Below are 14,296 nucleotides of genomic sequence, written 5' to 3'. Positions count from 1 at the left end.
GAAGGCTTTGCGTGTCTCTCTGCGCAGGACGTCCCTCATTCCATCAAGCAGGCCCCAGAGCCGGCGGAGGAGGGAACTGAGTCCCGACTCATCCTCGTCATCTGTCGCCTTGCCCATCGTTTGCGCTCCGTGCGCGGGGCCTGGCCTTCACGCTGTATGACGCCGGTGGGGACGGCCAAGCCCTAACGACGAGAAACCTTTCGATGATCAAGAAAGTTAGCGGGGCGCTGCTGGGCCTCGCTCTGGCAGTGAATTGCGCGCCCGCGTTCGCGGACACCAAGAAAGTCGATGTGCTGCTGATCGGCGGCGGCATCATGAGCACCACCCTGGGCGTCTGGCTCAACGAGCTGGAACCGGGCTGGAGCATGGAGATGGTCGAGCGCCTGGACGGCGTCGCCCAGGAAAGCTCCAACGGCTGGAACAACGCCGGCACCGGCCACTCCGCCCTGGCCGAGCTGAACTACACCCCCGAGGACAAGGACGGCAACGTCACCATCGCCAAGGCGGTGGAGATCAACGAATCCTTCCAGATCTCCCGTCAGTTCTGGGCCTGGCAGGTGCAGAACGGCGTGCTGAAGAACCCGCGCTCGTTCATCAACACCACCCCCCACATGAGCTTCGTCTGGGGCGACGACAACATCGCCTTCCTCAAGAAGCGCTACGAGGCGCTGCAAGCCAGCCCGCTGTTCCGCGGCATGCAGTACTCCGAGGACCCGGCGCAGATCGCCAAGTGGGTGCCGCTGATGATGCAGGGCCGCGACCCGTCGCAGAAGATCGCCGCCACCTGGACGCCGATCGGCACCGACGTGAACTTCGGCGAGATCACCCGCCAGTTCGCCGGCTACCTGCAGACCAGGCCGAACTTCAGCCTGAAGCTCTCCAGCGAAGTCGAGGACATCACCCGCAACGACGACGGCACCTGGCGCGTCGGCTACAAGAACCTCAAGGACGGCAGCGTTACCCAGACCGACGCGAAGTTCGTCTTCATCGGCGCTGGTGGCGGCGCCCTGCGCCTGCTGCAGAAGTCCGGCATCGAGGAAGCCAAGGACTACGCCGGCTTCCCGGTGGGCGGCTCGTTCCTGGTCACCGAGAACCCGACCATCGCCCAGCAGCACCTGGCCAAGGCCTATGGCAAGGCGTCGGTCGGCGCACCGCCGATGTCGGTGCCGCACCTGGACACCCGCGTGCTCGACGGCAAGCGCGTGATCCTCTTCGGGCCGTTCGCCACCTTCTCCACCAAGTTCCTCAAGGAAGGCTCGTACCTCGACCTGCTGGGCAGCACCAACGTCCACAACGTCTGGCCGATGACCCGCGTGGGCATCGACGAGTACCCGCTGGTGGAATACCTCGCCGGCCAGCTGATGCTCTCCGACGACGACCGTCTCGCGGCGCTGCGCGAGTACTTCCCGGAAGCCAAGGCCGAGGACTGGCGCCTCTGGCAGGCCGGCCAGCGCGTGCAGATCATCAAGCGTGACGCGGACAAGGGCGGCGTGCTGAAGCTCGGCACCGAGATCGTTTCTGCCGCCGACGGCAGCATCGCCGGCCTGCTGGGTGCATCGCCCGGTGCTTCCACCGCCGCGCCGATCATGCTCAGCGTGCTGGAGAAGGTGTTCAAGGACAAACTCGCCACCCCTGAATGGCAGGCCAAGGTCCACCAGATCGTCCCGAGCTACGGCACCAGACTCAACGACAGCCCGGAGAAGACGTTCGAGGAGTGGAGCTACACCGCCAAGGTCCTGCAACTGGACCCACCGCCGGCCATCGACCAGGCCCCGGCCCCCCAGCCGACCGATGCCGCCCCGGCGCCGGAAAAGACCTCCAGCGATATGGCGCTGTAAGTTGCCGCGTTGAGTAAGCGAGTTCCGAGGCCCGGACTTCCCGTTCGGTCTTCGGACACTCTGCTATATATCCCCGGCGGTCTAACTGCCCCGGCTTTAGTTGGGCAGCCGTCGCGCGATAACTCCTGGCGGATGCCATTCGTTATTCCGCCGTTGACCGCTTTTATTGCGGACGCTGATTCCAACTCTGGAATATCAGGGACTATCCGAGCCTTCAATCAAGCGCGGTTCTACAGGTCTCGCCTGAAGTTGATCCAGCGCTATTCAACAGGCGGAACCGGCTGTCGTTTCCCGCTGGGGATAGGCCTTTTACATACATTTTTGCATGTCAGCGGATCTGTTCTGCCGCTTCGCTCTGTTTCGGGGCTCCGGGACTTTTTGTGTGCCGGTTATGGCCTGTCCGGGCGGACAGGATCGAGTCGGATCAGGCTATCCGACGAACGGCTTTATGTAATCCAGGGATTACAAGGATGTCAGCCATTGGCGATAGTCGAACAAGCGACTGAATATTGTCGGATGCCTGTCTCGATATGCGGTTCAAGTTATCGATTCACCCGGTTCGTGCGAAAGAGCAGAGCGCACGGCGCCTGCGGCAAATGTCAAATAATTGTCAAAAAGCGCAGCGGTAGTTGATGGCGATCCTATCTTCCATTGATCAATAAAATCTGAACTTACTGCCCGGTGCATAGGTTACTACCTTTCAATTAAACCCTTCGTCCAAGAGCCTTTCGGAGCGCTTCCGGCGCGCTGCACAGAAGCTGCTATCTCTTTCTGGCCATAAACAAAAACATTATTCCGGGCAGAGGAAGTCAGCATGGCGATCCAGGCGAAGGTCGTGGCGTCTCAGGTGCAGGTGGCCACCGCCACGCAGCAGACGGTCGAAGGGCGCATCGTTCTTCAGCAGGCCAGCAACGTGGCCCTGGACGTCACTGCCGACGCGGTCGCCAGTTACCAGCAGGTCGGCGCCGACCTCGTGGTGCAGCTCAAGGATGGCGAGACCCTCCGCATCGCCAACTTCTTCGCCGCAGGCCAGCCGCCCAGCCAGCTCTACCTGGTGGACGAGAAGGGTGACCTGGTGGTGACCGAACTGGATCAGGTCGCCGCTGACGGCACGCTGATGCCTACCTATGCCGCCGAGCCCATCGATGCCGGATTCGAGTCACTCACCGAGGCCGGCGCAGCGGCAGACAGTGCGGGCGCCGCCGGTGGTATTGCCGGCTTGGGAACTGCCGGGACCATCCTCGCCGGCGCCGCGGTGATTGCCGGCGGTGCCGCCATCGCCAGCAGCGGCGGTGGCGGTGGCGGTGGTGGCGGTGGTGGAGGCGGAGGCGGCAGCAACCCACCCGCGCCTCCCGCGCCGGCGACCGATGTCACGGTCAGCCCTGACGGTGGCGTGATCACCGGCCGTGCCACGCCGGGTACGACCGTCGAGGTGGACGTCGACGGCGATGGCCAGCCCGACTACACCGCGCCAGTGGATGGCAACGGCAACTTCCAGGTGCCCGTCAGCCCACCACTGAGCAACGGTGAGAATGTCACAGTGGTCGTGCGCGGGCCCAATGGCGGCAGCGCCAGTTCCGGCACAACCGTCACGGCGCCGGATACCACGGCGCCGGGTGCCGCGACGGGTGTGGCGGTGTCGGAGGATGGCAGCAAGGTCAGCGGCAGCGCCGAGCCGGGCTCCACCGTGAAGGTCGACACCAATGGCGACGGCATCCCCGACGCCACCGGGGTCGCCGGCTCCGACGGGCATTTCGAGATCACCCTCCCGACTCCGGTGACCAACGGCCAGGGTGTATCGGTGACGGTGACCGACCCGGCCGGGAATACCAGCCCGCCGACCGTGGTGAACGGGCCCGACACGACGCCGCCGGAACCGGCCCATGACCTGACGATCAGCGCCGACGGCAGGGGCCTTGCCGGGATCGCCGAGCCAGGCAGCTCGCTGTCCATCGACCTGAACAATGACGGCATCCCTGACCTGACCGCGCAGGTCGGGCCCGACGGCCGCTTCAGTCTCAACCTCGATTCGCCGCTGCCAGCCGGGCAGATCGTTTCGATCATCGTCCGCGACGCAGCCGGCAACGCCAGCCCGATTGCCACCATCCACGCGCCGGGCGGGAGCGTGCCCGCACCGGTGATCGACCCGAGCAACGGCCACCTCATCCAGGGCACCGCGACGGTCGGCACCCAGGTCTACCTGACCAACGCCCAGGGCACCCTGATCGGCGTGGCACTGGTCGGTGGCGATGGCCACTGGAGCTTCACCCCCCTCACTCCGCTGGCCGACGGCACCGTGGTCAATGCCGTGGCACGCGGGCCGCAGGGGGAGAGCGGTTCCACCAGCGTCACGGTGGACGGCATCGCGCCCGGCACGCCCGTCATCACCTCGGGCAATGCCGGAGGGCTGGAGGGAACGGCGGAGGCCGGTGCAACGGTCGTGCTCACCACCGGTAACGGAACCCCGCTGGCGACCGTCGTTGCCGATGGGACCGGGCACTGGAGCTACCATCCCGGTTCGCCCTTGCCCAACGGCACCCAGGTCACCGTCGTCGCCAAGGACGCTGCCGGCAACCTCAGCGGCCCGGCGCAGACCACCCTGGATACCCAGCCGCCAGTGGCGCCCACGGTCAACCCTAGCAATGGCGGGCTGTTCAGTGGTATCGCGGAAGCCAACAGCACGGTGTTGCTGAGCAATGCCGACGGCCAGGTGATCGGCCAGGTCCAGGCCGACGGCAGCGGCCACTGGCAGTTCATCTTCAACCCGCCGCTGGCCAATGGCGCGGTGGTATCGGTGACGGCTACGGACGCTGCCGGCAACACCGGAGCGGCGGCCAGCGTCACGGTGGATTCCAGCATTCCCTCGACGCCCACGGTCGACCCGAGCAACGGTTCGAACATCAGCGGCCTGGCGGATGCCGGGGACCGCGTGGAGATTCGCGACGCCAACGGCAACCCGATCGCGACCGTGACAGCCGATGGCGACGGTCACTGGAGCTACATCCCCGGCGTGCAGTTCCCCGATGGCACCCAGTTGCAGGTTGTCGCGGTGGATCCGCAGAGCGGTCAGCAGAGCCAGGTGGTCAACCTGGTCGTCGACGGGGTGGCGCCCGATGCGCCCCAGGTGGACGTCAGCAACGGCACCGTTCTCAGTGGTATCGCCGAGCCCGGTAGCCTGGTGACCCTCGTCGACAACCAGGGCAACCCCATTGGCCAGGTGCGCGCCGACGGTCTAAGCGGCGCATGGTCCTTCACTCCCGGAGCCTCGCTGCCCGACGGAGCGGTGGTGGTGGTCCGGTCCGTCGACGCCGCCGGTAACCCCAGCCCGCCCACCAGTGTCGTGGTGGACGCCGTCGCGCCGCCACCGCCGCAGGTCAACGCCAGCAATGGTCTGAGCTTCAGTGGCAGCGCCGAGCAAGGCGCCACCGTGATCATCCTCGATGCCAATGGCAATCCCATCGGCCAGGTCACGGCCGACGCCAGCACCGGGCAGTGGAGCTTCACGCCGCCGTCGGCCTTGCCCAGCGGCACGCAGATTTCCGTGGTTGCCCGCGACGCTGCCGGTAACGTCGGTCAGCCGACGCCTGTGATCGTGGACCGCCAGGCGCCCGATGCCCCGCAGATCGACGCGAGCAACGGCGACGTGCTGCATGGCTTGGCCGAGCCGGGCAGTACGGTGACGCTGACCGATGGCAACGGCAACCCCATCGCCCAGGTGGTGGCCGACCCGATCACCGGGGACTGGTCGTTCACGCCGGGCACGCCCCTGGGCAACGGTACCCAGGTGCGCGCCACCGCGACGGATGCGGCGGGCAACGTCAGCCAGGTCGGTCAGATCACCGTCGACAACCTGGCGCCCACTGCGCCCTCGGCCGGGCCGAGCAACGGCACGCAGATCAGCGGGACCGCCGAGCCGGGCAGCACCGTGGTGATCATGGATGCTTCCGGCCAGCCCCTGGGAGAGGCGGCGGTGGGCCTCAATGGCTTCTGGTTGTTCCGCTTCAGCCAGGCATTGCCCACTGGCTTCGTGCTGCGTCTGGCGGTGCGCGATGCGGCGGGTAATGTCGGGGCGGAAACCACCACGACGGTGGACAGCAACCTGACCACGCCGCCGACACCGGATGCGAGCAACGGCAGTGTCATCAGCGGCACCGCCGAGGCCGGCCAGCAGGTGATAGTGCGCGATGCCAACGGCAACGAGATCGGCCGCACCACCGCCGATGGCGACGGCAACTGGAGCGTCACGCCGGCTTCGCCGCTGGCCAACGGCTCCGATTACCAGGTGGTCGCCGTCGACCCGGTCAGCGGCCATGAAAGCGTGCCCATCGTCGGCACGGTGGACTCCGTGGCGCCGGCTGCGCCCACCATCAACGGCAGCATGGGCGTAACCCTGACGGGCACGGCGGAGCCAGGCTCCACGGTCACGCTCACCGACGGCAGCGGCAACCCCATCGCCGTGGTCACGGCAGACGACAACGGCCAGTGGACCTTCACACCCGGTACGGCCCTGCCCGACGGTACGCTGGTCAACGTCACGGCGACCGATGCGGCCGGCAATGTCAGCCAGCCAGCGAACACCACGGTGGATTCCGTGGCACCGCCTACGCCGCTGGTCGATCCGAGCAACGGTCAGCTGTTCACCGGCACCGCCGAGGCGAACGCCACGGTGATCATCCGCGACGCCGGCGGCAACGTCATCGGCGAGGCCATCGCCGATGGCGGCGGTGTCTGGAGCTTCGCTCCACAGCCGGCGCTACCCAACGGCACCCAGGTGACGGTGATGGCCCGCGACGCGGCGGGCAACGAAAGCGGCACCGTGGGCGTGACCGTGGATGCACAGCCGCCGGCTGCGCCGGTGGTCACCCCCAGCACCGGCGCCGAACTGAGCGGCACCGCCGAACCCAACGCGCAGGTGGTGGTGATCTCCGCCAACGGCCAGGTGATCGCCGAGGTGCCGGTCGGCCCCGGCGGCACCTGGAGCTATACCCCGAGCACGCCGCTGCCCGATGGCGCGACCCTGAGCGTCGTCGCCGTGGATTCCTCCGGTAACCGCAGCGAAACCACCACGGTGACCGTCGACAGCACGCCGCCGGCCGACCCGCTGGTCAACCCCGGCAACGGTACGCAGGTCAGCGGTACTGCCGAGCCGGGCAGCACCGTCACGGTGACCGATGGCAACAACAATCCGGTGGGGCAGACCACCGCCGACGACCAGGGCAACTGGAGCATCACCCCGGCGTCGCCGCTGCCCGATGGCAGCAGCGTGACCGTGGTCGCCACCGATGCGGCCGGCAATCCCAGCAATGGCACCACGCTGACCATTGACACCAGCGCACCGACGACTCCTGCCGCCGGGCCGAGCAACGGCACCGTGCTCAGCGGTACGGGGGAAGAGGGCAGCACCCTGGTGTTCACCGATGGCGCCGGCAATGCGCTGGGGCAGGTCACGGTGGGCGCGGGTGGCAACTGGACCTTCACCCCGGACCAACCCCTGGCCGACGGCACCGTGGTGACCATCGTCGCCCGTGACGCAGCCGGCAACGAGAGCGGCCCGGTGCAGGTGACGGTGGATTCCAGCGCCCCCAGCACTCCAACACTCGACCCGAGCAATGGCCTGGCACTGGGTGGCACCGGCGAGATCGGCAGTACGGTCATCGTCAGCGTCGCCGGCAGTGAAGTGGCCCGCGTCCAGGTCGGCCCGGACGGGCGCTGGAGCTACACGCCCGGCAGCCCGATCGCCGATAGTACGGCCATCTCGGTGCAGGGCACCGATGCCGCCGGCAACACCACGCCGATCGTCAACGGCAGCGTGGACGGGCTCGCCCCCGGCGCGCCGGACATCCTCCCGAGCAACGGCAGCACCTTCACCGGTACGGCCGAGGCGGGCACCACGGTCATCCTCAGCGGGCCGGATGGAGAAATCGGCCGCGCCCTGGTGGATGCCGAAGGCCGCTGGAGCTTTACCGCGACCACCCCGGTGGGCAATGGCGTGACGGTCAGCGCGGTAGCCCAGGACGCCGCCGGCAACACCAGTGGCAGCGACAGCGTAGTGGTCGATGCTTCCGCACCGCTGGCGCCGAGCATCGAACCGAGCAACGGTACGCTGATCACCGGGACCTCCGAGATCGCCAGCACCATCACCCTCGTGTACGCCAACAACGTACTGATCGGCCAGGCCACCACCGACCCGGACGGCAACTGGACCTTCACCCCGAACCCGCCGCTGGCCGACGGAACGAAGATCGACGTGATCGCCCAGGACGCCGCCGGTAACGCCAGCTCGGTGGCGAGCATCATCATCGATGCCACGCCGCCGGCGGCGCCTGTGGTTGCGGCGAGCAACGGCAGCGTGCTCACGGGCACCGCAGAGCCCGGCAGTACCGTGACCATCAGCCGTGGCGGCGTCGAGCTGGGCAGCGCGACCGCCGACCCGGTGACGGGGCAGTGGAGCATCACTCCAACGAGCGCCGTCGGCGACGGGGAAGTACTGCAGGTTGCCGCGCGCGATGCAGCGGGCAACATCAGCCAGCCGACCGCAGTCACCATCGACGCGGTGCCGCCGGGGCAGCCCGTCATCAACGCCACCAACGGCGCCTTGCTGTCGGGGACCGCGGAGGCTGGCAGCACCGTGCTGCTCAGCGACGGCAGCGGCAACCCGCTGGGAACGGCCATCGCCGACGCCAACGGCCACTGGAGCCTCACGCCGGCCAGCCCGTTGCCCGACGGCACCACGGTAAACGCCGTAGCGCGTGACGCGGCGGGCAACCAGGGACCGTTGCAGAGCGTGGTGGTCGACAACACCCTGCCTGACGCGCCGATCATCAATGCCAGCAATGGCAGTGTGATCTCCGGCACCGCCGTGCCCGGCGCGGAGGTCGTGCTGAGCGATGGCAACGGCAACGAGATCACCCGCGTCACTGCGGACCCCATCAGCGGCCAATGGAGCTATGAACCCGGCTTGCCCCTGGCCAATGGCACCGAAGTGGTGGCCGTGGCCGTGGTCGAGGGCCGCACCAGTGGCGTCAGTGCCATCACCATCGATGCCCTGGCGCCCGATACGCCGACCATTGTCCCGAGCAACGGCACCGAGTTCAGCGGCACCGCCGAGGCCGGCAGCACGGTGATCCTCGCCGATGGCAACGGCAACCCCGTGGGGCAGACCACCGCCGATGGCACCGGGCACTGGAGCTTCTCCCCCGTTGCGCCGCTGGCCAACGGCACGGTGGTCAATGTCGTCGCGCAGGATGCCGCCGGCAACGCCAGCGCGTCCGCCAGCACCACGGTGGATGCGGTGGCGCCCATCGCCCCGACCATCAACGCCAGTAATGGCAACGTGGTGACCGGCAGCGCCGAGCCGGGCGCCACGTTGCTCCTCACCGACGGCAACGGCAGTCCCCTCGGCCAGGTCGTCGCCGATGCCACCACCGGGCAGTGGAGTTTCACCCCCAACCCGCCGCTGGTGGGTGGCACCACGGTGAATGCCGTGGCCCAGGATGCCGCCGGCAACACCAGTAGCGTGGTCAACACGGTGGTCGACACCACCGCGCCGACCACGCCGAGCATCCTGCCCAGCAACGGCAACGTGCTCAGCGGCACCGGCGAGGCCGGGGCGAGCATCGTGCTCACCGATGGCAACGGCAATCCGATTGCCCAGGTCGGCGTCGATGGCAACGGCAAGTGGACCTACACGCCATCGCCGGCTCTGCCCAACGGCACCACGGTCAACGCCGTTTCGGTGGATGCGGCCGGCAACCAGAGTTCCTCGGTCAGCACCACGGTGGACACCACCGCGCCGGCCGACCCGACCATCAACCTCAGCAACGGCACGCTGCTCACTGGCACCGCCGAAGCCAATGCGCTGGTGCTGCTGACCGACGGCGGCGGCAACGCCATCGGTCAGGTGCGCGCCGACGCCAATGGCGCCTGGAGCCTGGCCGTAAGCCCGGCTCTGGCCGATGGCTCGGTGGTCAATGCGGTGGCGAAGGACGCCGCCGGCAACACCAGCAACAGTGTCAGCACCACGGTGGACTCGGTCGCACCCGTCGCACCGACCATCGCGGCGAGCAATGGCACCGAACTGCACGGTACGGCGGAGAACAATGCCACCGTGCTGCTCACCGACGGCAACGGCAACGTGATCGGCCAGACCACCGCCAATGGCAGCGGCAACTGGACCTTCACCCCTGGCACAGCGCTGGCCGATGGCACTGTGGTCAATGCCGTGGCCAGGGATGCCACCGGCAACACCAGCGTCGCGGCCACCACCACGGTGGACAACCTGGCGCCGCCCATCCCAACCATCAATGCCAGCAACGGCGCGCTGCTCACGGGCACTGCCGAGGCAGACGCCACGGTCATCCTCACCGATGGCAACGGCAACCCCATCGCCCAGGTCACGGCCAATGGCTCCGGGGAGTGGTCCTTCGCGCCGGGTGTCCCTCTGCCCGATGGCACCGTGGTCAACGTCGTGGCGCAGGACGCCGCGGGCAACACCAGTGGTTCTGCCAGCACCACGGTGGACGCCGTGGCGCCGGCCAGCCCGACCATCGATCCGAGCGATGGCGTGCACATCACCGGTACCGCCACGGCCGGCGTCACCGTGGTGCTCACCGATGGCGGCGGCAATCCCATCGGCACCACCGTCGCCGACGGCGCCGGCAACTGGTCCTTCGACCCGGCCACGCCGCTGGGCAATGGCGTGGTCATCCAGGCCGCCACCCGCGATGCGGTCGGCAACACCAGCGGCTCGGTCAGCACCACGGTCGACAACGTCGCACCGCCGCCGCCGACCATCGAACCCAGCAACGGCACCGAACTGGTCGGTACCGCCGAGGCCAATGCCACCGTTGTCCTCACCGACGGCAACGGCAACCTCATCGGCACCACCCAGGCCAACGGCAGCGGCGACTGGGCATTCACCCCCAGCCCGGCGCTGGCCAACGGCACTGCAGTCACCGCCGTGGCCCAGGACGCCGCCGGCAACACCAGCGGGTCCGCTTCCACGGTGGTCGATAGCCAGGCGCCCGAGCCGCCGGTGATCGACCCCAGCAATGGCACGCTGCTCAGCGGCACTGCCGAACTGGGCGTGACCGTGGTGCTCAGCATGGATGGCGTGGAGCTGGCGCGGGTGGCGGTGCAAGGTGACGGCACCTGGTCATTCCCGGTGCCCTCGGCGCTGGCCAACGGTACGGTCGTGGACGCCGTGACGGTAGATGCCACTGGCAACCTGAGCGCGAGCGTCAGTGTCACCATCGATGCCCTGGCGCCGCTGGCGCCCACCGTAACGCCCAGCGATGGCGCCGTGCTGGCGGGTACTGCCGAAGCCAACGCGACGGTCCTCCTGCGCGATGGCCTGGGCAACCTGATCGGCTCGGCCCAGGCCGATGCCAACGGCAACTGGCACTATGTGCCGGACGCGCCGCTGGCCGACGGCCTGGAAGTGGTGATCAGCGCTCGCGACGCGGTCGGCAACGTCAGCCTGACGACCAGCGTCGTCATCGACGCGAGCCTGCCGGCGGTCCCGGTCATCACCCCGAGCAACGGCACGGTCATCAGCGGCACGGCCGAAGCCAACGCCACCATCCTCCTCACCACTACCGGCGGCTTGCCCATTGGCCAGGTCAGTGCCGATGTCAACGGCAACTGGAGCTTCACCCCGGGCACGCCGCTGGTCGACGGTACCGTGATCAACGCTGTGGCCCGCGATGCCAGCAACAACCTCAGCGGCGTCGCCACCGTAGTTGTCGATGCGGTGGCGCCGAACGTGCCGGTGGTCTCGCCGAGCAATGGCAGTGTGCTCGCCGGCACGGCGGAGGCGGGCGCCACGGTGGTGCTCAGCGTGGCTGGCGCGCCCATCGCCCAGGTCGTTGCCGACGGCTCCGGGCACTGGACCTACAGCCCCGGTATACCCCTGGCCAACGGCGTGCAGGTCAGCGTGGTGGCCAGGGATGCGACGGGTAATACCAGCGTCGCGGCGAGCGTTACCGTGGACAGTGTCGCGCCCAATACGCCGACCATCGCCGCCAGCAACGGCGTCACTTTCACCGGCACCGCCGAAGCCAATTCGACGGTGATCATCAGCGGCGCCAATGGCGCTCTGCTCGGTCAGGTCACGGCCAATGCCAGTGGTATCTGGACCTTCAACCCGACCACCCCGGTGGGCAATGGCGTGGTAGTCAGCGCGGTGGCCAAGGACGCCGCCGGCAACGTCAGCCTGATTGCCGCCACCACCACGGTGGATGCGCTGCCACCCGCGCTGCCGGTGGTCAGCCCGAGCAACGGCGCGCTGCTGGCCGGTACTGCCGAGGCCGGTTCCACGCTGGTACTCAGCGTGGGCGGCAACGTCATCGGCCAGGTCACCGCCAATGCCCAGGGCCAGTGGAGCTTCGCCCCCGGCGTGGCGCTGGCTAACGGTGTGCAGGTCAGCGTGGTGGCCAAGGATGCCGTGGGCAATACCAGCGTCGCCGCCAGCGTCACGGTGGACGCCGTGGCGCCGACCGCGCCGGTTGTCGCGCCGAGCAATGGCACGGTCCTCAGTGGCACGGCAGAGATCGGTTCGACGGTGATTCTCAAGGTCGGCGGCGCTGTCATCGCGCAGGTCACCGCCGATGCCACCGGCAACTGGAGCTTCACCCCCGGCAGCCCGCTGGCGAACAACACGCAGGTCAGCGTCACGGCCAAGGACGCCGCCGGCAACACCAGCGTGGCGACCACCATTGGCGTCGATAGCGTGGCGCCGGTCGCACCCAGCGGCCTGAGCGTTTCCGCCAATGGCACGGTGCTCACCGGTATCGCCGAGGCCAACAGTACGGTGAAGGTGGTCATCAATGGCGATGCGGCCAACCCGATTACGGTGCAGGCCAACGGCAGCGGCAACTTCACCGTCAACCTCAGCCCGGCGCTGACGGCGGGGCAGCTGCTGACGGTCAACGCGGTGGATGCTGCCGGCAATGCCGGGGCCACCATCCAGGTGCAGGCGCCAGACCTCACGCGACCGGTACTGACCATCGCCGAAGCCGCCGACGGTTACATCAACAAGGCCGAGCTGGCCGACGGTATCCAGGTGCGTGTGGGCCTGACGGCCGGCGCCCGCGCCGGGCAGACCCTGACCCTGCGCTACAACGGCCCCGGCGGCTATACCTTCAGCCAGGCCCATGTGCTCACGGCGGCGGAAATCACCGCTGGCGTTGTGCTGGTGAGCATGCTCCCGGCGGCCGGCGTGGCGGCGATCCCGCAGGGCGCGGCGACCGTCACTGCCGACGTCAACGGCGGGCTTACAGCGACCCCGGCGAACTTCACCCTCGACACCATCGCGCCGGCCAACCCGGTGCTGTCACTGGTGGGCAACCTGCTGACCATCGGCGCCGAGCCCAGCAGCACCCTGCTGGTGGATGCCAAGCTGCTCGGGCTGGTGTCGCATACGGAAGTCTCGGCAAGCAACGCCGGGCTCGCTTCGCTGGACCTGCTGAGCGGCCTGGCTACCGCCATGAGCTGGGACCAGCTGCTGGACGCCAATGTCACCGTCGGCGCCCGTGATGCGGCAGGCAACGTCGGCAACCTGGTGGGCATCAACCTGGAGAACGTGCTGACCCAGAACACCGTCACCATCGGCAACCTCGGCCTCGCCGTCGGGCTGCTGCCGCCGGTGCTGGGCCTCAGCGGCACGGCCATCGCCGGCGGTAGCCTGGGCGTGGAGGTCATCACGCCGCTGCTGAACGTCGCGCTGCACCCCATCGTCGACAGCACCGGCCATTTCACCATCAACCTGCTGGCGCCGGACCTGCTGGCGCAACTCGGCCTGTCCGTCACCCAGCTGCTCAACCTGGGCAGCCAGCTGAGCATCAACCTGATTGCCTACGACGCCGCCGGCCACGCCAGCGCGACCTACGGCATTTCCCTGACCGGCTCCGGCCTTGGCCTGGCGCTGGGCGAGATCAGCGTCAGCGGCACCGCCGGCGCGGACGTACTGATGGGCACCAGTGGCACCGAGCACTTCTACGGTAACGCGGGAGCGGACCTGTTCCTCCATGTCGGCACGGGCGACATCGTGCAGGCGGGCGATGGCAACGACACCATCCAGTTGCAGTCGACCACCTTCAAGAGCGTCGACGGCGGCGCCGGCTTCGACACGGTGATGCTCGACAGCGGCATCAACCTCACCTACGGCTCGCTGTTCACCGGGACCATGACCAACATCGAGCGGATCAGCCTGGGCAAGGGCGACGCCGCGCCCAGCAGTCTGACCCTCACCGCGGCGCAGGTCGATGCGGTGACCGATGCCAACAATGTCCTGCAGATCACCGGTGACACCAACGACACCCTCACCGTGAGGGGCGCGGTGGATACCGGCGCCAATCAGGTCCACAGCGGCGTCAGTTACGACGTCTACTCATTCGGCAACACCACGCTGCTGGTGGAGGAGAACACCGTCCACGTCGTCGTGTCCTGAACAAGGAAAA

Annotated in this window: 2 protein-coding genes; both read left to right on the top strand. The window is 68.0% G+C overall.

The genetic code is table 11. The features are described 5' to 3' along the window. The first annotated feature begins 203 nt into the window (after window positions 1-203). Complete coding sequence (mqo, locus tag IB261_RS16710) at window positions 204-1,838, top strand: malate dehydrogenase (quinone) (protein ID WP_192382617.1); 1,635 nt, start codon at window positions 204-206, stop codon at window positions 1,836-1,838. A gap of 814 nt (window positions 1,839-2,652) precedes the next feature. Continuing rightward, window positions 2,653-14,286, top strand: a complete 11,634-nt coding sequence (locus IB261_RS16705; protein ID WP_192382616.1) for an Ig-like domain-containing protein — start codon at window positions 2,653-2,655, stop codon at window positions 14,284-14,286. The last annotated feature ends 10 nt before the right edge of the window (window positions 14,287-14,296 follow it).

Origin of the sequence: Pseudomonas sp. PDM20, assembly GCF_014852575.3 — a bacterium.
Lineage (GTDB): Bacteria > Pseudomonadota > Gammaproteobacteria > Pseudomonadales > Pseudomonadaceae > Pseudomonas.
Note: the sequence above shows the minus strand (reverse complement) of the source record. Positions and strands in the feature narration are given on the sequence as shown.